Origin of the sequence: Microcystis wesenbergii FACHB-1317 (genome assembly GCF_014696875.1) — a bacterium.
Taxonomy (GTDB): Bacteria; Cyanobacteriota; Cyanobacteriia; order Cyanobacteriales; family Microcystaceae; genus Microcystis; species Microcystis wesenbergii_A.
In genome coordinates, this window is sequence record NZ_JACJQV010000165.1 from 1 (window position 1) to 20891 (window position 20891).

The 20891-nt window shown below is 44.7% G+C and carries 23 protein-coding genes; 9 read left to right on the forward strand and 14 right to left on the reverse strand.

The features are described 5' to 3' along the window. On the reverse strand, nt 1-257 hold a 257-nt coding region (locus H6F92_RS14925; protein ID WP_190356818.1), incomplete at its 3' end, for a helix-turn-helix domain-containing protein. Nucleotides 258-341: 84 nt separating this feature from the next. On the opposite strand from H6F92_RS14925, the gene eno reads away from it, so the two are divergent. Further along, nucleotides 342-1640: a phosphopyruvate hydratase gene (gene eno / locus H6F92_RS14930; RefSeq protein ID WP_479684626.1), complete on the forward strand. Its 1299-nt coding sequence runs from the start codon at nt 342-344 to the stop codon at nt 1638-1640. Between the two features lie 68 nt (nt 1641-1708). Here eno and H6F92_RS14935 read toward each other — a convergent pair whose 3' ends face one another. Next, the gene (locus H6F92_RS14935; RefSeq protein WP_190358544.1) at nt 1709-3028 is read right to left on the reverse strand and encodes a four-carbon acid sugar kinase family protein; all 1320 of its coding nucleotides are present in this window, start codon (nt 3026-3028) and stop codon (nt 1709-1711) included. A 150-nt stretch (nt 3029-3178) separates the two neighbouring features. On the opposite strand from H6F92_RS14935, the gene lpxA reads away from it, so the two are divergent. Then, nucleotides 3179-4015, forward strand: a complete 837-nt coding sequence (gene lpxA / locus H6F92_RS14940; protein ID WP_002764806.1) for an acyl-ACP--UDP-N-acetylglucosamine O-acyltransferase — start codon at nt 3179-3181, stop codon at nt 4013-4015. Nucleotides 4016-4228: 213 nt separating this feature from the next. Then, nucleotides 4229-5431, forward strand: a complete 1203-nt coding sequence (lpxB, locus tag H6F92_RS14945) for a lipid-A-disaccharide synthase (protein WP_190358545.1) — start codon at nt 4229-4231, stop codon at nt 5429-5431. A 294-nt stretch (nt 5432-5725) separates the two neighbouring features. Here lpxB and H6F92_RS14950 read toward each other — a convergent pair whose 3' ends face one another. The 3 genes from H6F92_RS14950 to H6F92_RS14960 form a co-directional block, all read right to left on the reverse strand. Then, entirely contained in the window at nt 5726-6808 is a 1083-nt protein-coding gene (locus tag H6F92_RS14950; RefSeq protein WP_190358546.1) for a sulfate ABC transporter substrate-binding protein, read from the reverse strand. 443 nt (nt 6809-7251) lie between these two features. Beyond that, nucleotides 7252-7458, reverse strand: a complete 207-nt coding sequence (locus tag H6F92_RS14955) for a hypothetical protein (protein WP_147070942.1) — start codon at nt 7456-7458, stop codon at nt 7252-7254. A gap of 3 nt (nt 7459-7461) precedes the next feature. After that, nucleotides 7462-7839: a GIY-YIG nuclease family protein gene (locus H6F92_RS14960; RefSeq protein ID WP_190358547.1), complete on the reverse strand. Its 378-nt coding sequence runs from the start codon at nt 7837-7839 to the stop codon at nt 7462-7464. Between H6F92_RS14960 and H6F92_RS14965 the strand changes: the two genes are divergently transcribed. After that, nucleotides 7730-8005: a hypothetical protein gene (locus tag H6F92_RS14965; protein WP_190358558.1), complete on the forward strand. Its 276-nt coding sequence runs from the start codon at nt 7730-7732 to the stop codon at nt 8003-8005. The genes H6F92_RS14960 and H6F92_RS14965 overlap by 110 nt on opposite strands. A 310-nt stretch (nt 8006-8315) precedes the next feature. Here H6F92_RS14965 and H6F92_RS14970 read toward each other — a convergent pair whose 3' ends face one another. From H6F92_RS14970 to H6F92_RS14980, 3 genes are all read right to left on the reverse strand, one after another. Then, nucleotides 8316-8543, reverse strand: a complete 228-nt coding sequence (locus H6F92_RS14970) for a hypothetical protein (protein ID WP_158198449.1) — start codon at nt 8541-8543, stop codon at nt 8316-8318. A gap of 2 nt (nt 8544-8545) precedes the next feature. After that, complete coding sequence (locus H6F92_RS14975; RefSeq protein ID WP_190358548.1) at nt 8546-9019, reverse strand: type II toxin-antitoxin system VapC family toxin; 474 nt, start codon at nt 9017-9019, stop codon at nt 8546-8548. Nucleotides 9020-9611: 592 nt separating this feature from the next. Continuing rightward, on the reverse strand, nt 9612-9998 hold the full coding sequence (locus tag H6F92_RS14980; protein WP_190358549.1) for a type II secretion system protein: 387 nt from the start codon (nt 9996-9998) through the stop codon (nt 9612-9614). Between the two features lie 652 nt (nt 9999-10650). Here H6F92_RS14980 and H6F92_RS14985 point away from each other — a divergent pair. After that, a complete protein-coding gene (locus H6F92_RS14985) occupies nt 10651-12981 on the forward strand; it encodes a heavy metal translocating P-type ATPase (RefSeq protein WP_190358550.1) in 2331 nt (776 codons plus the stop codon). A 342-nt stretch (nt 12982-13323) separates the two neighbouring features. On the opposite strand, the gene H6F92_RS14990 is transcribed toward H6F92_RS14985, so the two are convergent. Beyond that, nucleotides 13324-13665 carry a hypothetical protein gene (locus H6F92_RS14990; protein WP_008195905.1) on the reverse strand — a complete coding sequence of 114 codons (342 nt, stop codon included), beginning with the start codon at nt 13663-13665 and terminating at the stop codon, nt 13324-13326. A 12-nt stretch (nt 13666-13677) separates the two neighbouring features. Here H6F92_RS14990 and holB point away from each other — a divergent pair, with 12 nt between their 5' ends. Both holB and H6F92_RS15000 read left to right on the forward strand, forming a co-directional pair. Further along, nucleotides 13678-14643 carry a DNA polymerase III subunit delta' gene (gene holB, locus H6F92_RS14995; RefSeq protein ID WP_190358551.1) on the forward strand — a complete coding sequence of 322 codons (966 nt, stop codon included), beginning with the start codon at nt 13678-13680 and terminating at the stop codon, nt 14641-14643. Nucleotides 14644-14680: 37 nt separating this feature from the next. Further along, nucleotides 14681-14893, forward strand: a complete 213-nt coding sequence (locus H6F92_RS15000) for a neurohypophysial hormones like protein (protein ID WP_190358552.1) — start codon at nt 14681-14683, stop codon at nt 14891-14893. Nucleotides 14894-15324: 431 nt separating this feature from the next. Here H6F92_RS15000 and ftsH2 read toward each other — a convergent pair whose 3' ends face one another. Beyond that, nucleotides 15325-17211 carry an ATP-dependent zinc metalloprotease FtsH2 gene (gene ftsH2, locus H6F92_RS15005; protein ID WP_190358553.1) on the reverse strand — a complete coding sequence of 629 codons (1887 nt, stop codon included), beginning with the start codon at nt 17209-17211 and terminating at the stop codon, nt 15325-15327. Nucleotides 17212-17900: 689 nt separating this feature from the next. Between ftsH2 and H6F92_RS15010 the strand changes: the two genes are divergently transcribed. Continuing rightward, the gene (locus tag H6F92_RS15010) at nt 17901-18833 is read left to right on the forward strand and encodes a DNA adenine methylase (RefSeq protein WP_190358554.1); all 933 of its coding nucleotides are present in this window, start codon (nt 17901-17903) and stop codon (nt 18831-18833) included. Nucleotides 18834-18868: 35 nt separating this feature from the next. Here the strand turns inward: H6F92_RS15010 and H6F92_RS15015 are convergent, their stop codons facing one another. Continuing rightward, nucleotides 18869-19168 carry a hypothetical protein gene (locus tag H6F92_RS15015; RefSeq protein ID WP_190358555.1) on the reverse strand — a complete coding sequence of 100 codons (300 nt, stop codon included), beginning with the start codon at nt 19166-19168 and terminating at the stop codon, nt 18869-18871. A gap of 218 nt (nt 19169-19386) precedes the next feature. Here H6F92_RS15015 and psbX point away from each other — a divergent pair, with 218 nt between their 5' ends. Further along, complete coding sequence (gene psbX, locus H6F92_RS15020; protein ID WP_002733679.1) at nt 19387-19506, forward strand: photosystem II reaction center X protein; 120 nt, start codon at nt 19387-19389, stop codon at nt 19504-19506. A gap of 44 nt (nt 19507-19550) precedes the next feature. Here psbX and H6F92_RS15025 read toward each other — a convergent pair whose 3' ends face one another. The 3 genes from H6F92_RS15025 to H6F92_RS15035 form a co-directional block, all read right to left on the reverse strand. Further along, nucleotides 19551-20198 carry a ComF family protein gene (locus H6F92_RS15025; RefSeq protein ID WP_190358556.1) on the reverse strand — a complete coding sequence of 216 codons (648 nt, stop codon included), beginning with the start codon at nt 20196-20198 and terminating at the stop codon, nt 19551-19553. After that, on the reverse strand, nt 20167-20466 hold the full coding sequence (locus H6F92_RS15030; protein WP_024970844.1) for a DUF1816 domain-containing protein: 300 nt from the start codon (nt 20464-20466) through the stop codon (nt 20167-20169). Before H6F92_RS15030 ends, H6F92_RS15025 begins: the two co-directional genes overlap by 32 nt. Nucleotides 20467-20719: 253 nt before the next feature. Next, a partial coding sequence (locus H6F92_RS15035) for a zinc ribbon domain-containing protein (RefSeq protein ID WP_190358557.1) occupies nt 20720-20891 on the reverse strand: 172 nt, incomplete at its 5' end.

Here is a 20891-nt window from a genome sequence, read left to right on the forward strand (position 1 = left end):
TCTGTGGCTTTTTTATGATTTCCATTTTTTCTCCCATCTTCTAGACTTTCTAAATTGTTAGGATCGCCGTGAACACACCAAGGGGCGACCGTTTTGAGTGAACAGCCAATAAACTCAGCTATTTCTCGTTGAGTTTTTCCGTCGTTTAGCAAGAGAAACATTAAAATTCTTTCCCTAACCTCTGCTCTTTCTTCTTCTTTAAGAGCTTTTTGTAAGTTTTTCTTTTCTTCTAAGTCTAGGAAATCTTTGGCTGGCATAAGTAGGATTTTTCTCAAGTTACTATTTCTATTTTAGGTGGTTTAAGTGCGTTTTAGCTTAATAATTGAGATGAAACCACCTAGATAAGGAATAAAAACATGGCTAAAATTGCCTCGATTACTGCCAGAGAAATTCTTGACTCCCGCGGTAATCCCACAGTGGAAGTGGATGTAATCTTAGATGATGGTAGCAAAGGCAGAGCCGCCGTGCCTTCGGGGGCATCTACGGGGATTAATGAAGCTTGGGAGTTGCGAGATGGTGATGATAAACGCTACGGTGGCAAAGGAGTGTTAAAAGCAGTAGCCCACGTCAAGGGAGCGATCGCCAATGCCCTGCAAGGAGCCGAAGCCAGCCAACAAACAGCGATCGATCAAACCATGTTAGAACTCGATGGTACAGCCAATAAGAAAAATTTGGGAGCCAATGCCATTTTGGGAGTGTCTATGGCAGTGGCTCGGGCAGCGGCTGCTTCTGAAAATATGCCTCTATATCGTTATTTGGGCGGTGAGGAAGCGAATCTCTTGCCAACTCCCTGTTTTAATATCCTTAACGGCGGTGTTCATGCCGATAACACCGTTGATTTTCAGGAGTATAAATTAGTTCCCGTCGGTGCGCCCAGTTTTAGGGAAGCTTTACGCATGGGGGCGGAAGTCTACCACGTTCTCAAATCGATTTTAAAACAAAAAGGTTACTATACCGGTGTCGGTGATGAGGGGGGTTTTGCCCCTAGTTTAAAGGCTAACGTGGAGGCGGTAGAGTTAATTTTGGCTGGAATTGAAAAAGCCGGTTACAAACCGGGAGAAGATTTTGCCATCGCTCTGGATCCTGCCACTAGCGAACTTTGGCGTGATGGCGGTTACTACGAATTTTTCAAATCCGATCAAAGTCGGAAATCTTGCGAGGAAATGATCGATATGTGGGAAAGTTGGCTGAATCAATACCCAATTGTTTCCCTCGAAGATGGTTTAGGTGAAAAAGATTGGCAGGGTTGGCAAGAATTGACCAAACGATTAGGCGATCGCATTCAACTGGTAGGAGACGATATTTTCTGTACCAATCCGAAAATTATTCGGGAAGCGATCGATCGAGGTGTTGCCAATGCCTCTTTAATTAAAGTCAATCAGATCGGCAGCGTCACGGAAACCCTAGAAGCGATTAAAATCGCTCGTTCTGGCGGTTATACTGTCTATATTAGCCATCGTTCTGGGGAAACTCCCGATGATTTTATCGCCGATCTTTCCGTTGCGACCTCGGCAGCTCAATTAAAAACTGGCGCTCCCTGTGGTGGTGAACGTCTGGCCAAATATAATCAGTTACTCCGCATCGAGGAGGAATTAGGTGCAGCCGCTCGTTATGCCGGTTGGCAGAATTTCCGCCAATAATCAGGGTTGAAGGGATAGTGAAGAGCAACAAAATCCGCTTTCTCGATCCCTCCTTGATAGCAAATCGGTTATTGGCACAAACGTTGATAAACTGTGGCTAAAGCTTGGACATCACCAACGTTACCCGGGAAAAGAACCACAGGTAAATTAGGAAAGAGGGGATGATCGGCTGCTGTACGGACCATGGAGACACCGGGGAGAATCTGACCGAGTAAACGGGCCGATTGCAGGCTTAAACCCGTACTTAAGACATCATTCGAGGTAATTCCGCCTTTACTGATTAAAAAACTGATATCACCGGGTAAACCCTTAACAATGTCCATTAACAGGGTGGAGACGGCAACCCCAAAATCAAGACGTTTCTGCACAGAAGCAAAGGTTAACTCTTGCCGACTGGTATAGATCACGGGGGTTTGTTTATTTTTGTGAATAAGCTTGACTTTTTCCAGAGCTTGTGCTAGGAGTTGCTCTCGTTGCTCAGGACGATCGCGCAATGCCGTCACATCGATTTCAACTCCGACGGTGTTGGGTTGTTGAAGCAGTTCATCTAATTGTTGGCTAGTTTTTTTGACGTGGGAACCGACGATAATTGCCCCGGCTTCCCCCGTGGGCTTATACTTACCCATAGATTCGGGTGCGATCGGTTGAGTTCCTAAATTAGCCAAAGAAGTTAAAATACTGGCGGCACTACGGAATAAAAATTTTTTTCCCTCCCCTGCGGCGGTTAAAATATCTTCAGCAAAGCGATCGAGATCCGCTTGAGTTTCCCCATCTACCACCCCACATTGATTATTTTTGAGCTTTTGCAGTCGTTCTAAACTACCTTGACGGATATCTGCCAGTAAAAATCTCTCTACATCATCTGCTTTAATTTTACCTTTCGTTTTCTCCTCCACATAATCCGGCAGATAACTGTAATGGTAGGCAAAAACCGAATCGCGAGCGAATTCCGTCTCGTGGACGGGAGTGGGAACACCATCGATGATTAAATAGTGAATACTATCGCGAGTGATTCTGCCCCCCTCAAAAAAGGCTGGAATCAGGAAATGAGCATCAAAACCGCCCAATTCTTCGGCAATAACATCAGTTTCGATCGGATAATGCCCGCGCAGGGTAGAATCGGAACGACTAACCACCAAAAAATCCTCGATTCCCTCTTTAGTTAAGGCAGTTTTCAGGTTATGACAGACTTCTCTGGTGACAGACTCGGCTTTTTCGGGGGTTAAAGCGCGAGTATTGGTCAAAACAAAGAAAATTGGCGCATTATCTGCCAATCCCAAGCGGAGAGTATCTTCATCCCACCGCATCAATAACAGACAACTATGGACTGTTTGGGAACCTGTCGGGTCATCATCTAAGACTATAATTTTAGGTCTATTATTGCTCATATATTTTTTATCAGGATGGGAGGGACGAAGGAACCAAGAGAATCTGGTTAATAGTTTATCGGGTTCTGGTTCCCCATTAAAGTCGTCCCCTCCCTAAGCAACCGCTATCAATCTTGATCACAATCTGTCCAATATAGGATAAGCTATACCATGATTCATACAGTGACGAAGTTGAGCGCGGGAGACTTCCCCTTGAATACGTTAATTCACCCCACTGCGGTTATCCATCCGTCGGCAAAACTTGATCCAAAGGTTAAAGTTGGCCCCTATGCTGTGATCGGGGCCAATGTGGAAATTGAAGCTGATACAATTATTGATGCCCATGTGGTCATTGAGGGTCCGACTAAAATTGGCAAGGGTAATCATATTTTTTCTGGGGCTGTTATTGGTAATGAACCACAGGATTTAAAGTATAAAGGGGGCGAAAGTAGCGTAGAAATTGGTGATCATAACCAAATTCGCGAGTTTGTCACGATTAATCGTGCCACAGATACGGGAGAAGTTACCCAAATTGGCAATAATAATTTATTAATGGCCTATGTTCACGTTGCCCATAATTGTATTTTGCAAGATAACATTATTATCGCTAATAGTGTCGCCTTGGCTGGTCATGTCCAGATCGAATCAAAAGCAGTTATCGGGGGGGTTTTAGGAGTACATCAATTTGTTCATATTGGCAAAATGGCCATGTTAGGAGGAATGAGTCGTATTGATCGCGATGTTCCCCCTTTTACTTTAGTGGAAGGCAATCCCTGTCGGGTGCGAACTCTTAATTTAGTCGGTTTACAAAGGGCCGGTTTTACCGATGAAGATTTAGCTTTACTCAAAAAAGCTTTTCGGATTATCTATCGTTCTAATATAAATCTTCAGGAGGCTTTAGAACAAGTTTCTCTCTTAACCGATAACCCCCATGTTCAACATCTCTGTCAATTTTTACAATCCTCTACCACCGGAGAAAAACGTCGCGGTTTAATTCCGGGGAAATAATTTTTTTATTGAGGAACAGGGTGTGGGAAGTGGGGAAGTGGGGAAGTGGGGTGTGGGGTGTGGGGTGTGGGGTGTAGGGTGATGGGGAAGTGGGGAAGTTGGGAAGAATAAATAAAAATAATCTCCTGAATCCTGAATCCTGTCTCCTGTCTCCTGAATCCTGAATCCTGACTCCTGAATCCTGAATTCTTTTATTATCAAATAATTATCCAAATGCGTATATTTATTAGTACGGGTGAGGTATCGGGTGATTTACAGGCAGCCATGCTGATTGAATCCCTTTTTAAACTAGCTAAAATTCAGGAAATTGAGTTAGAAATTTTTGCCCTAGGTGGCGATCGCATGGAGTTAGCCGGAGCAAAAATGTTGGGTAAAACCACTCGACTGGCTGCCATGGGATTAATTGAATCTATCCCCTTTATTTGGCCAACTTTACAACTACAAAAACGAGCAAAAGAGTTTTTTAGAGATAATCCCCCTGATATCATTATTTTAATTGATTATGTGGGGGCAAATGTGGCGATCGGTCAGTCGGCTAAAAAAATTATTCCCGATGTCCCAATTATTTATTATATTGCCCCACAGGTGTGGATTTGGTCGGAAGAAAATATCCCCTCAGCTAAACTCAGAGCCACAGCAGAAAAGTTATTTAATACGGAAAAATTAATCGCCGTCACCGATAAATTATTGGCAATTTTTCCTGCCGAAGCTCGTTTTTTTGAAACAAAAGGTTTACCAGTAACTTGGGTGGGACATCCTTTAGTTGATCGTATGGCTAATGCTCCCAATCGCCAAGAAATGCGGCAAAAATGGGCAATAAAACCCGAAGAAACAGTGATCGCTTTGTTACCTGCTTCCCGTCAACAGGAGTTTAAATATCTCGTGCCGACGGTGTGCGCTGCTGCCCAAAAATTACAGGAAAAAATTCCCGATATTAAGTTTTTAATTCCCGTTCCTCTAGCTTTATACGAACCCAAAATGCGAGAATTAGTGGCGGAATATGGATTAAATGCGGTGATTATGGAACGAGATCAGACTTTAGAAGCGATTGCTGCGGCCGATCTGGCTGTGGCTAAGTCTGGTACAGTTAATCTCGAAATTGCTTTATTAAATGTGCCGCAGGTGGTGGTTTACCGTTTAAGTGCAGTTACTGCTTGGATTGCCCGCAATATTATGAAGTTTTCTGTACCATTTGTCTCACCGGTAAATTTAGTTTTAATGCGAGAAATTGTTCCCGAATTATTACAAGAGGAAGCTAACCCAGAGAGAATTATGCAGGAATGTCTAGATTTATTATTAAATCAGCAACGTCGCCAAAAAATGTTAGATGAATACGCAGAAACCAAGGCCGGTTTAGGAACAGTAGGCAGTTGCGATCGAGTGGCGCAAGAGGTGTTTAAAATAGGCCTATTGTAAAAATCAAAAATTGTTGTTAGGGTTAGGAGTCAGTAGCCAGTAGTCAGTAGTCAGTACCGATGCCACAAGTTACACCGCCAAACAAGAAAATATTCTGATCCTAAATCTGGTTATTAAAGACTGATTATTTATTCCCCTTTTTGCATGAGTGCATGAGTAGAAAATGGGTTTCTCGGAGAAACCCGTTTTCTGTGCGTTACTCAACGGATTTAGTATAACTATCAGTTTTGTTTTTTTGCCATCAGCAATCAACTATTTCTGCTATCTAGCTGACGGCTGACGGCCTACTGCTAATTAACGCTGGATTTGGTCAAAAATCGCCCCATCAGCGAAGAATTTTTTCTGGATCGCATCCCAGCTACCAACCGCAGTATAGGGGAACAGATTCGACACTTTTGGATATTGTTTACTAAACTCTTTAGCCACATTAGCATTAACGGGACGGAAACCCACCTTGGCGAATTCCCGCTGCGCTTCCGGAGTAAAGAGAAATTGGGCAAAAGCTGTCGCTACTTCCCGGGTTTTGCGTTTATCAACTATTTTATCCACTACGGCCACCGGTGGATCGATCGAAACATTGACCGAAGGAATAGTATAGGAAAATCCGGTTTCTCCTTTTTGACGGGCCAGAATCACCTCGTTTTCGTAGTTAAGCAGCACATCCCCCTGATCCTGTTTAAAGAAGACATCGCTGGCTTCCCGGGCATCTTTGGGTAGTACAGGCACGTTTTTATAGACATTGCGGACGAAATTGGTCGCTTGTGCTTCACTGCCGCCGGTCCGAGTTACCGATCCCCACAGGGCCAGAAAATTCCACCGGGCTACCCCAGAGGTTTTCGGGTTGGCAGTAATGACTTTAATCCCCGATTTGGCTAGATCTGGCCAGTTGCGGATTCCTTTGGGATTGCCCTGACGAGTAACTAAAGCTACCACGGAACGAGTGGCGATGGCATTGTTGGGTAATTCTTTCTGCCAACCGGGGTTAACTAAACCCGCTTTTTGCAGGCGTTCCACGTCGGAACCGATAGCCAAATTTACCACATCTGCATCTAATCCGTCGATAATAGCGCGGGTTTGGGAACCAGAGCCGCCATAGCTCTGTTTAATCACCACATCCTGTTTTTTCTCTCTTTTCCATTTGTTGACGAATAGAGGAATGATTTTTGAGTAGGCCGATTGAGTCACAGCGTAGGAAACTAGGGTGATTTCCACGGTTTGTTGTTTAGCTTGCTGTTTATCCGGACTTGCCAGCAGATTACTCGATGCCGATAGGGGACTAGAAGCTAGTCCGATTCCCGTTGTGACGACGGCAGCCGTAGCTAGAGAAATAAAGGGTAAGAGGGTTTTCGGTTTTGGGGATCTAGGATCAGGGATCACGATGTCATCGGCTCCTTTGTTTATTTATGGGAGATTGCTAGGTATTTTCTCTGAAATTGTATTCTATACGAAATAAAAAACATTTTCAATACATCGAAGAAGAAAATATACTGTTTGGGTTAGATGCAAAGAAATCAAGCCATTAATAGCTTGATTTACTGAAAAAACTGGAAAAAATTGCTCTTTACTGCTTCAGTGTCCCTTTAAATTTGCCTGAAGCATCTTTATGCTTCCAAAATAGAGATTTTATTGTCTTTATGGAGAGGAAAGAATTTTTTAGCGATCAAAAACCTCTCCCTAGGTGGGTTCACCAGTGAAGTTAGCGAACTTTAGCAACTATTACCCTAAAATTGAAGCGGTCTAACGACTTCCATCAATGTGCAGGCTGCGTTCCCCAAAAATCCCGCATTAGGGAACGCACCTTACAGCTACGGCGACTGCACTTATTGACCTCGCCCTGGCTTACAGTCGGCAAAACTTAATGCTTCTGTGTCTAAAAAACTAGCGATCGCCATCTCAATAATCGCTTCAACGGGATAATCAATTTCAGTAGCGCGAGCAATCAAAGCATCCTGAATCCAGTCTGGTAAGCGTCTTAAAATAATTTCTGCATCAGTGGACGAGATTTGCTCTGAAAGTTTCGCTTGCATGGGTTAGGACTCCATAGGAATTTGAACATTATACGGTGGCTCAGTCGCCCTCAAAATGATCGCCTCTAGTTCTAATAGTAGCGCAGGGTTTTTCGAGTAAGGTATTGTCTGCACTGCTATGCGTACATCTTCGCTGTTGTATTGATCCAGCCAAGCCCACAAAAAAGCTTTGTGTCCACCTTTAAAACGACCCCGTAAACTTTTGGTTTTACCAATGTAAAGCAATCCCTGATATCTATGCCTGACTGCGTAAATGCCAGGACAATCAGGAATGTTGCTAAAATCCCGGCTCAAGGGTTGGCATTGCTCAAAGGGAGTAAAAGCAATTGCATCCAAGACGCTTCTTGCTTGGTTTTGTATTTCAGAGTTGTTCGTTGGCACGGAAGGTAGATTGTCGGTTGTCGAACTGATCATGCCACAGAAAAAGATGCTTTACATTTCATTAACGCACCCCACCGGCGTACTGCTAGGCCGTGCCTTCGGCATCGCACCTAACCTCACAGCTTCAATCAATGTGCATGGTGCGTTCCCAAAAATCCCGCATTAGGGAACGCACCCTAGGGCTGAAACAGTCCAGTAGGGTGTGTTAGCGTTAGCGTAACGCACGAATTTTGAACATTAGATAAGGTGCGTTACATTTCATTAACGCACCCTACCAGAGCGGCGATCTGCTAGGCAGTGCCTTCGGCATCGCACTGATTCCGAAACTCGTTTATCTGAACAAATCACGCTCCAAAGGTAAAATTTGTATACTTTTATACATATTGATTTCCCAACTATGCTCAAGCTACAGTGCGTTAACATCCGGCAAGCGGTTTTGGGTTTGTGCCATAACTGATAGCCCAGCGACCTAACGGCTAAGTTGAGCGGCGGCTAATATCCTTTGCACCACTATCAATATCTCTCGCTCGTCCGCTCCAACGTTTTGTTAGACCGTGTTTTCGAGATAAAGTTACAACTTCTCTGCCACTTTCAGCTTGTTGCTTTTGCAAATCAGCAAAGATGGCTTTCAAGTCATGATTGAATGACCGAGAGTACTCTTCACGAATTCTGTGGATCTCTTCCACAATCTCATCCTGAAACATAATCAACCTCCGAGAAGTTCATAGGGTGTACAAAGAATCGGTAACTCATATCCAAAATCAAGGCTGATCTCTGCCAACTTTCCCTGAATTTGAGCGTTGGCAATGTGCTTACAATTCCATGTCAGCAAATAATCCATGCCGTGAACGGTTGCGGCGGCGATATGAACAGCATCAACATCAGCTTTTGCGGGAAGGTTGCTGCGTTCCAAAAATTGCTCTGCTAAATCCAGCACAGATTGGTTCAAGTCGAGTAAAAATAGATTGCTAAGAATTTCTAGTCGTTGAGATGCGATCGCATCATCGCCTTGGGAAGTTTCTCTCACGACTGCCTGAGACGAATATAATTGGAAGTCACTGCGGCGAGTATCCCACCACTCCCTCGTCACCTCAATATTAGCCGCCACAATAATATCTCTGCTGGGTCGAGCAGTAAGATAGCCTAAAATACTGGTTTCAATATAGACGGTTTCACTCACATCACTTTAATAAAATTTTTCTATCTCTCATCTTACAGCATTTGAGCTTTATTTTGAGAGTTTACGGGGAGATTGGTGCGTTACATTTCATTAACGCACCCTACAAGATCGCACTGAAACAATCGCTGTAGCCTGTGTTAGCGTTAGCGTAACGCACGAATTTTGAACATTAGATAAGGTGCGTTACATTTCATTAACGCACCCTACCAGATCGCACTGAAACAGTCCAGTAGGGTGTGTTAGCGTCAGCATAACGCACGAATTTTGAACATTAGATAAGGTGCGTTACATTTCATTAACGCACCCTACCAGATCGGCGATCTGCTAGGCAGTGCCTTCGGCATCGCACTGATTTGTTCAAAGTTTTCTCGTTGTGCGACTGTCAGATGAACTTTATCTCGCCTACATCTTCCCATGATTGATGTCCTCAGTTGAGCTTATCTATTGCCCTATTTTAGCTGTGTCAGTCCAGTAGGGTGTGTTAGCGTCAGCGTAACGCACGAATTTTGAACATTAGATAAGGTGCGTTACATTTCATTAACGCACCCTACCAGATCTAGAAACGAATCGCACCTTTACATCTCACCAAAACTTAGCGATTAGGGAAATTGGGAAAGCGAGTGCGGCATCCGCGATTGATCAAGCCATACCATCCCCAAGCGGCACATTCAATCGGGCGAGTCTCTTGAGGTCGGGAAACAACCGTATAGTCGCAAGAGACATAGCCGTTACTGTCGCTATCTATTGCCTGACAGTTCGCTCCTTTTAGGTCTTCTCTAAGAACGGAATTAACATGGTCTCTCAGTTGATTTTCGGCAAAACTCCTGCCCAAAAAAATCTGTCCTAGGAAAGAAACGGCGCTGATTGCGAGAATGCCGACAATAATAGTATTGACTAAGAGTTCAATTAGGGTGAAACCTTTGTTAGCCTTCTTGTTGGCGATTTTGAGCAGCAGTTTGGTTTTGAAGTTAGCGTTCATGATTTTTCCTGAGTACAGGTGTTGGATTTGCTTCTGAACAATAAAACTGTTTCTATTCGTTTATTTAGGCTGAAGAGGCTTAACTATGCGTGAAATTTAAATTTCTTTACAAAAAGCTGGATGCCAACTATAGCAGTTATCTTAGCGTTGGGTTTCATGCTTCAACCCAACCTACGTTCATCTTATATTGGGACTTAGGCATTTTCGGGCAGCAAAAAAGGCTCAAACCATTACGGGACAAAGGGTTAACCTCGATTTATGATTTTCCTTGATCTATCTGGGTTTCAGCGATTTTGGGCTTCTCGAAGTAAATCCCAAGCAGGGATTGGGGTTGAGGCTTTTCTCGATTTGTTTTTTGTCTAAGTCCCAATATTTAATTCCACCCACCCACTTAGGACTTGTATTAGGGAACGCACCCTACAGCGATAGCGTACTGCTACGCAGTGCCTTCGGCATCGCACTGCCCCCCCTAATTGAGCGCCACCAATCGGCATGATTCGTAATTATGCGGCAACCACTGACAATGAGCGGCAAGTCTCTTCTGATAGTATTGCCGATCGAGAATGGCTCAGGAAGAGATCGCCAAAATAGTTTAAAAATCGGCCGAGAATTTCTAGGATAGAAGTAAAGACCATCCTTGCCTACCTTTTCTATGATCCTAGCCGCCGAAACTGGACTAAAAACCGCTACTCTAGACGTAAAAGGCATGAAATGCGCTGGCTGTGTGAGTGCCGTAGAAAGACAACTCAGCCAAAATCAAGGGGTAAAATCGGCCCAAGTTAATCTAATCACGGAAATTGCCGTGATTGAATACCAACCAGATGCGATCGCACCAGAGCAGTTAGCCGCAAAATTAACCGCGATTGGATTCCCCACCCAACCGCGCAGCTCATCGACTCCCCTTTCTCAACAAAATCAACGGCTGCAAAACCAACAAAAAGAACGGCAACAACAATTATACCGATTAGCGATCGCTTGTTGTTTACTGGTTTTTTCCCTGATTGGTCACTTACACCACATCGGGGGACCAGAAATCCCCATCCTTCAAAGTATTGCTTTTCACTGGACTTTAGCCACCCTAGCCATTTTATTCCCCGGCCGCGATATTTTCATCGATGGTTGGCGGGGATTACGGCACGGGATGCCAAATATGAACACTCTCGTTAGTTTAGGCACAGGTAGCGCCTATATAGCCAGTTGTTTGGCTCTTATCTTCCCTAATCTCGGTCTAGAGTGCTTTTTCGATGAACCGGTCATGCTGTTAGGTTTTATTCTCCTCGGACGGACTCTAGAAGCGCATTCCCGTCATCGCGCAGCCGCAGACTTAGAAGCGCTTACCTCCCTACAACCGGCAGTGGCTCACCTGATTGGTAGTACAGATGACCGTGTGGGCGTGGCGATTCCGGTGGAACAGCTGCGCGTCGGGGAATGGGTGCGCGTCTTACCCGGGGAAAAAATTCCCGTGGATGGGGAGATTATTCAGGGAAGAACCACGGTAGATGAAGCTTTATTAACGGGGGAATCGCTGCCGGTGGTTAAGGAAATGGGAGATTTAGTCATTGCCGGCAGTTTCAATCTCTCTGGTGCGATCGCCGTACAAACTCGTCAGGTGGGGACCGATACCACCCTAGCTAAGATTATCGCAGCCGTGGAATCAGCCCAAACTCGCAAGGCCCCGGTACAGAAGATAGCGGACCGGGTAGCGGGTTATTTTGCCTACGGAGTCATGATAATTGCCCTAATTGTGCTGCTCTTTTGGTATTTTTGGGGAACTAGGCTCTTTCCAGAGGTGTTAGGGTCAACCACAGGACACCACGAGATGATTCAACCCACTTCTCCCCTACTTTTGTCCCTAAAATTAGCGATTTCTGTGCTTGTGGTCGCTTGTCCCTGCGCTCTCGGTTTAGCCACACCAACGGCCCTACTGGTGGGAACCAGTTTAGCAGCCGAACGGGGTATTTTAATTAAAGGGGGCGATGTTTTGGAAACCGTCTCGCAACTGCAAACGGTGGTTTTTGACAAAACGGGAACCCTTAGCCAAGGTCATCCGGAAATTACCGATTGTTTGAGTTTTTCTGAGCTTAATCCCCTGGAAATTCAACAATTAGCGGCAGTAGTGGAGAGTGGTACTAATCATCCTCTTGCTCGGGCGATTTTAGACGCAGTTACTCCCCCTACTAATCTGACGGGGGAAGATTTTCAAACTGTGGCCGGATTGGGAGTTTCTGCAAGGGTGCAGGGGTCGAAAATTGTTCTAGGAAATCGGCAATGGTTGGCACAGAACGGCATTAAAATCGATGAAACCATCCCCAGTATTCAAGAGCTTTTACAAGCGGGTAAAACGGTGATTTATCTGGGGATGGAAGAACAATTACTCGGCGCGATCGCTTTTCAGGATCGATTACGTCCTGATGCTCAAACAACCGTTAATCAGTTGCAAAAACTCGGTTTAGAGGTGATTTTACTCAGTGGTGATCGCCAAGAAGTGGTGACAGCGATCGCTAATAGTTTGGGTATTAGTCAATTTTATGCCCAAGTTGCTCCCGCCGAAAAATCGGCCTTAATTGCCGACCTACAGACAAAAGAGGGCAAAATCGTGGCTATGGTCGGGGATGGTATCAATGATGCTCCCGCCCTAGGACAGGCTAACATCGGTATTGCTCTGGCCGGTGGCACGGAAGTGGCCATGGAAACAGCCGGGATCGTTTTAATTAGCGATCGCCTGGAGGATGTGGTGCAATCTCTGCATTTAAGTTTGGCCACATGGCAAAAAATCCGACAAAATCTTTTTTGGGCTTTGGGTTATAATACCTTTGCTATTCCCATTGCCGGTGGCTTATTACTGCCCCGTTGGGGTCTAGCTTTCAGTCCGGCCCTAGCAGCAGCTTTGATGGCTTTTAGTTCGGTTATGGTAGTGAGTAATTCCTTGCTTTTACGTCGTCAATTTCCCCCGCTCAAATCGACAAAGGAAGGCAAAAACTAAAGCAATTACCGATTTTTTCTCGATCAATCTATCAAGCGCCAAGAAGATCATTTTTTCATCGTCGAAGATGATAAAGACAGAACCCAAGTTCTCTTAACCGAGCGGTAATATTCACTGGGGAGAGCGCAGCATGAGTATATCTGAAGGAAAAGAACGTAGGTTGGGTTGAAGCATGAAACCCAACGCCCGATTATGTTACGCTACCGCTAACCCATCCTACAAATAATTGTGCCTCCCTACTTATATCTGAAGGAAAAGTTAGCACCCCAGTGAAATCACGGTGATAAGGTGGTATTTTTTCCCCAAGTCTTCGTCAGCTGACGAAGACAGCAACGAATCGGGTTAAGCAGTAATTCTGGTCAGGGATTGACCTTGATAATTGTTGGTAATAATCTGGTGAATAGATTGAAAAAATTGCCGACAACGATTATTAGTTCTCAGGGGCAATTCATGATTTTTTACCAATAAATCAATCTGAAGCTCCGAGCTAGTGGGAGGATGAATAAATAATTCCACTTTCACTAACTGGGGAAAGAGAGCATCGTTAGGAACTTCCGATAAAAGCAAGACATCAGGCCGGCGCTTGATGATTTCAAATTCACCCAAACTTAATATATCATCGTATAAAAACCCGGTCTGATGAGGAGAAATCCCGACAAAATAGGAACAGGAATAGCGAGCCATGGCAGGGAAAAGATGATAAATTGGTCAAGGTTAATCGGTCAAAATCAGGCCATTGAACTACTACAAAGAGCGCTTGAAATCAATTCGATCGCTCCCGCTTACTTATTCGCCGGCGCTAAGGGGATTGGACGCAATCTAGCAGCAAAATGTTTCTGTCAAGACTTGTTAACTAGAGATCGATCTCCGGAAACAAGGGAATTAATCCTGAAACGCTTTCTCGGTGGCAATCATCCCGATTTACTCTGGATTGAACCCACTTATCAACACCAAGGCAAACTGCTCACCGCAAAAGAAGCACAGGAAAGCAATCTCAAGCGCAAAGCTCCCCCGCAAATCCGCATCGAACAAATTCGCGAGATTACTAACTTTTTAAGTCGTCCTCCCCTGGAATCGGCCCGCTCTGTGGTGGTAATCGAGGAAGCAGACACCATGACGGAATCGGCGGCAAATGCGCTCTTAAAAACCCTTGAGGAACCGGGAAAAGCAACTTTAATCCTAATTGCTCCTAGTCCCTCCTCTTTACTACCTACTCTCGTTTCTCGCTGTCAACATATCCCTTTTCAGCGTCTTTCGGAAGAAAATCTCGCTCAAGTCCTGCGCTCTAACGGACACGCTCGCGTTCTCAATTATCCGGCAATTCTCGGTTTAGCTCAAGGTAGCCCAGGAGAAGCGATCGCCGCTTTAGAGTTTCTCGACAGTCTCCCCCAAGATTTACCGCGATCTTTCAGCAAGTTTCCCCTAAAACTCTCCCAAGCACTGGAATTAGCCAAAATTATCGCTCAAACTCTTGACACGGAAACCCAATTATGGTATGTGAGTTATCTTCAGTATGAGGATTGGCAACGACGACGAGAGCGATCGATTTTAGAAATCTTGGAAAAAACCCGCCGGCAGCTGTTAGCCTACGTTCAACCCCGTTTAGTCTGGGAATGCACTTTCTTGGCATTAGCCAAGCTATCCACCGCCCAAAAGTCTTAAAATTGTTATATTTATCGATCGAGTGGGGAGAAAGACTATGAAAATCAAATCCTTAGTTTTGCTGATTCTGTTAACCTTGACTACGGTTTTAGGTGCTTGTCAGGGAGGAAAAGAAGCCGAAGAACCGAAAAACGTCCCTACCACGGTGGAATCGCCGCAAAAAGACGAAGATAGCGATAAAGACGGGGAAAAGCGGCAAAAAGACGATGATAATGACCAGAATAAAGACGATGACGATGATGATGACTAGGGTTTGCGGCAAAAAGTTTGTTGGTGGGGTTAGGAGTCAGTAGCCAGTAGTCAGTAGTCAGGAGAATTAAGAATGAATAATAAGCAATTAAATCGTCTATTTACAGATTTTACGCCATTTAATCTTTATTTTTGCCGTTTTTGAACCCTTAACTAGGGTTTGCGGCAAAAAGTACGGGCGAAGCATTCGGTTAGAAAATCTACGGTTTCACCGATAGGTGATTGTCCGAATGCTTCGCCCCTACAGGACGCGGGCCGATGAAGACGCAAGGTTTTGAACGACGATTCTCTCAAAATCTTGCACCTGTTTCGCGAAAAAAGCCACAAAACTCTTACCTTGCCTACATTTCACATTTATTCAGCAAACCCTAACTAGCATAAAAAAATCGGGTGAGCTTTAACCCACCCGATCGCCTATTTATTCTAATCAACCTATAACTGTGGTACGAACTGTTCTTTTTCGGGAACGTAGGCGTATTCAGCCACAATTTGCCGGAATTCTTCCCCATCGATTGTTTCTTTTTCGATCAGCAGCTCCACCACTCGATCGATCACTTCGCGATGATCGCGGACAATTTGCCGAGAAATTTCATGACAGTGTTCCACGATCGATCGCACCTGATCATCAATGCGAGTAGCGACCTTCTCAGAATACTCGGAGCGAGTCATCAAACCGCCACCGAGGAACACTTCACCCCCTTGACTTTCTAGGGACAAAGGACCCAAATCGCTCATCCCGAAACGAGTCACCATCTGGCGGGCCATATCAGAAACCTGCTGTAAATCGCCACCGGCACCGGTAGTCACCTCATCATAGCCGAAGATTTCTTCCTCGGCTGCCCGACCACCTAAAGCACCGGAAATCCGGGCCATTAACTGCGCTTTCGTGGTTAAACCCTGTTCTTCGTTGGGAGTGAACCAAGTTAAACCCTGGGCCTGTCCCCGGGGAATCAGAGTCACTTTCTGGACGGGATCGTGATCTTTTAAGAGCGTACCCACGATCGCATGGCCTACTTCATGGTAAGCGATTAAGCGCTTGCTCTTGCTATCGACTAAAGGAGTACCTTCCATACCCGCGATAACGCGATCTACCGCGTCATCTATCTCCAGGAGGGTAATGGCATCTTTGCGACGACGGGCGGTTAAAATTGCCGCTTCGTTCAGTAAATTGGCTAAATCTGCGCCACTGAACCCCGGAGTGCGACGGGCGATCGCTTCGATGGAAACGTCGTTAGCCAGCTTTTTATTGCGGGCGTGAACGTCTAAAATCTCTAAACGACCTTTAAAATCGGGTGCATCCACGGTTACTTGGCGATCAAAACGGCCCGGACGCATGAGAGCGGAATCGAGAACATCGGGGCGGTTAGTGGCGGCAATGATGATAATTCCCGTATTCCCCTCGAAACCGTCCATTTCTGTCAATAATTGATTTAGGGTTTGTTCCCGTTCATCGTTACCACCACCGATACCGGCACCCCGTTGACGACCTACTGCGTCAATTTCATCGATAAAGATTAAACAGGGAGCATTTTCCTTGGCTTTTTTGAACAAATCGCGCACGCGAGAAGCACCGACACCGACAAACATTTCCACAAATTCCGAACCGGAAATGCTGAAGAAAGGTACACCCGCTTCACCGGCGATCGCTTTAGCCAACAGGGTTTTACCCGTACCCGGAGGACCAACTAAAAGGACTCCTTTGGGGATTTTGGCACCGACGGCGGTAAATTTCTCCGGTTGTTTGAGGAAAGTGACGACTTCCTGTAATTCTTCCTTCGCTTCGTCAATTCCCGCCACATCATCAAAGGTGATGCCGGTTTTTGCTTCCATCTGGAAACGGGCTTTTGATTTACCAAAACTCATCGCTTGACCGGGGCCGCCTGGCATATTATTAGAACGGCGGAACAGGAAAAAGAGAGCGGCAATCAGCAAAAAGGGGAAAAGTAGATTACCGAGGAATCCCCACCAAGCGCCGTCATTCCGCATCGGGTGAGCATCGAAACTAATTTTAGAATCGCGTAAACGGGCGATTAAATCGGGGGAATTGGCTGGTAAATCGACCCGTAGGCGTTGTACTCGGTTTTCTAGTTCTGGATCTAGGGCCTGTACGATCGCGGTTCGGCCTCCTTCGTAGAGATCGACGCTAACAACCCTACCACTGTCTAGGTATTCTAGAAAGCGTCCGTAGGTCATGCGGGTACTGGCGGTGTTATTGCCGATATTACTGGTGGCGGTGGCAAAAGTGCCTTGCCAGAGGAAAAAACCGACCACAAGGGCGGGCAATGTCCACAGTAAAATCGTTTTCCAGGATAGTTTCATGTTTGTTTAGTGGTTCTAGGATAAAGATTTTTGCTTAACTCATTTAGCTGTTTTTGTCAAGGATTTTACGTTATTTTTTCGAGATTAATCCCCGCAGCCAATTAAATCTTAACTAAATGTAACGTAATTCTCATAATTCTGACAAGAATGGTGACGAGAGATTTTGGCTCTCTTGGGTTTGGTGGGTAAAATGTATTCTAAGATACATTCTTCCTAGCGGGGGGGGTGGAACGAACCACAAAGACACAAAGGACACAAAGGACACAAAGATTGATCGCTTCTATAGTAAGTTAAACTGGTCGCAACGCGCTCGCTACGCGAGATCACACAGAACCTAGAAGAGCCAGATTTTTTAGTTCATTTGTTCTAGCAAGAGTCTCATGGTTTCTGCGAGCAGCTGTACTGAATTTAAACTGCCTAAAAGTAAGTAGGGAGGCACAATTATTTGTAGGATGGGTTAGCGGTAGCGTAACCCATCCTGAAAACTCAAATCCGATCCCTAATAGCTGTATCCCGTCTCCTGTCTCGGAGTCTCGGAGTCTCGGAGTCTCGGAGTCTCGACTAGGAAATTAATTTTGCACGACTACTTATCTCAACAAAATTTTTACCCTGATTTGACCTTTATTCACGAGCCAACAGGAGCTAAGTTTGCTGTGAATAGAAATTACTGTTAATGAGGAGAGTGTTTAGTGAAGTTAACGCCACTTGTGCCACCGATTAAGTGTCAAGGAATTAAAACTAAATTGGTAAAAGATGTTAAAAATATTGTGTCTGATCTGAGCTTTGGGCGTTGGATAGAACCTTTTTCTGGATCGGGAGTGGTGGCTTTTAATATTAATCCGAAAAAGGCTTTACTTGCGGATACAAATACTCATATTATACAGTTTTATAATAATCTCAAAAATCAAGTTATTACCAGTAAAACTGTGAAGCTTTTTTTGCAAGAAAATGGTCAAGCTCTTAAGGAGCAGGGAGAAAGTTATTATTATCAAGTACGAGAAAGATTTAATCAATCTCCTAATTCTCTAGATTTTTTATTTCTGAATCGCTCCTGTTTTAATGGCGTGATGAGATTCAATCGGAAGGGACAGTTTAACGTACCTTACTGTCATAAATCAGAGCGATTTTCTCAAGCATATATTACCAAAATAGTCAATCAAGTTATTGCCCTAGAAAATATTCTTATTAAAACTGATTATAATTTTCAAGTTGCTGACTTTCGAGAGACTTTATCTGATTGGCAAAAAACAGACTTGATCTATCTCGATCCTCCTTATTTAGGGAGACACGTCGATTATTTTAACTCTTGGTCTGAAGAGGATGAAGATTGTTTGGTGACTATTTTAAAGGATATTTCTTGTCGGTTTATTTTGTCCACTTGGCACAGTAATCAGTTTAGAAGCAATCCTTTAATTAAAAAAAATTGGAGTGCTGATCAGTTTTATATCTATACTAAACAGCATTTTTATCATGTGGGTTCCACAGAAAAATTACGTCATCCGATCACCGAAGCGATCATCACTAACTTTAACATTCCCTTCTTGCCAGAGCGAGGAACTGATTTGCAACAACTGTCATTATTGCCATCGACAGCAGAAAATGAGGGAGTGAGAACAGTCTAGAAGATGCCTAGTTGCTAATTCTCACTCCTTACTATTTATCCTTGGCTTTGGCGTAGATGGTCATTAATTTGGCGTTTGCGCTTTTCTTCGGGGGTAGTGCTAGTAATTTCGCCAAAATCTTCGCTACTCATGGAAAGATGGGACATTATCTTTCTTTTGCGCTCTTTAGCAGTTAATTCCGGTGAAGGAGTTACCGGCGGCGGCGCTGCCACGGGTTCCGCTGCTACCGGAGGAGTTTCCACAATTGGCAGCGGTTTTTTGGGAATATAGTCAGCACCACTGGTACTTCTGGAGAGATGATCGAGAATGCGCCGTTTGCGATCGTCAGTAGCCATAAAAATCTTTGCCAATCTAGTTTAAAGTTTTGTAACTATCACCTATTGTCAAACATCCCTATCCCCTTGAGAAGTCAAGGGAGACTTTATCTTGAGGGATTGAAGACATATAAAACCTGCGATCGCATTTATCTGGCCGTGGAACTGGGGGTCTTCTCGCCCAAGGTGATAAGATAAAAAACTAAGTCTTTGAAAATATGACAAAGGATTTATCTATCATGACACCCTCTTTAGCTAACTTTCTCTGGAGCCTTGTTTTAGGTGCGGTTATCGTCCTGATCCCTGCCACTATCGGTTTGATTTTCATCAGTCAATACGACAAGATCAAACGCACTTAATTTAATCTAACTCTAAAATGCCTAGACCAATTCCTCTGGGCATTTTAGCTAATTTTGGAACTGGCAAGAGCGATCGCACCGACTACCCGATATCCCTCTGTGCGTAAAACCTGCACAGCTTCCTCGATCGTGGTTCCTGTGGTATAAATATCGTCAATTAAGAGAATCGGCACTGATTTCGGTAAATTTTTCCCCAATTGAAAAGCCGCTTGCATCGTCTTTTTCCTTTCCTCGGCTGCCATACTAAATAAAGCTGCCGTGTTCTTAATCCGAATTAATCCGCGACTAGCCAGAGGATAACCGGTTAAACGACAAAAACCCTCGCCAATGACTTCTGCTTGATTAAAACCCCTTTCCCTTAACCTTTCTGGGTGGAGAGGGATAGGAATCACCGTCAAACGTTTATCGGTGAGGGGAGGACGAAGGAGCCAAGTTTCCCCCATGCAACTGCCTAGCAAAGAGCCGAGAGCGGGATGGCGATCGTATTTCATTTTAGCGATCGCCTGTTTTAATTTACCTTCATACCGTCCCCAGATAAACAGGGGAATAGAACCGTGCCAGAGAAAAAGCGGGTTATTCTGACGATAGGACTGTAATTGTCGCCCACAATCACGGCAAAGCTCTCGCTCGCTCTGCCGTTGACAAAGAGGACAGGGAGACTTAAGAAATAAAGCGAGAAAAGGTTCGAGCATGGGAAGCGAAAGTTTTAGCTAGATGCTGATTTCCATCGTCAAAAACGGTCAAATAATGGGGATTACTCCGCTCGATCGAAAGACTGATTCCTTGCGCTCCTTCGGACTCTAGATCTTGGAGATAACCCCCCTGATGCTCTTGTGCTTCCTCAAAGGAGGCAAAGGGACCAAAATAGTAGATACAGTGGGGATAAAGGGAGGTAATTTTCAGCCACCAAGGCGTATTATCATCAGAAATTTTATTTGTCTGCAAAAAAGATAAAATCATGTTCTGGTATTGATAGGGTACAGGGATTGTAGGAATCAAGGATAGGTTTTGAGGAACTTTGCCCCCATAATTCCGATCTGCTGGCCAAAAGCTCGACTTTTTGGCCAAAGAGAGTCTTTTTATCGTATTAGATTAACAAGGGGATCGGTCGCAAAATCGAAAGAGATTCTAAAAATTCTCCTCGCCCAAGGGGAAGCGGATCGAGATAGGATATTGACGCTCCCATGGCACTAAGCGCTTCGGGATTCCCTGTTCATCCAGTTACCTTATCTACTAAGCTTTCACCTAATAGACAGTGGGTAGTCTGTAGTCGGGCTTGAATTTCTGTCCGCCCGACAGTATTTGCCCGTGCGAGAATGTTTATAGCGGCGTTTTCGTCTCTATCCAAGACACACCCACAAGAACAAACATGAGTTCTTACAGAT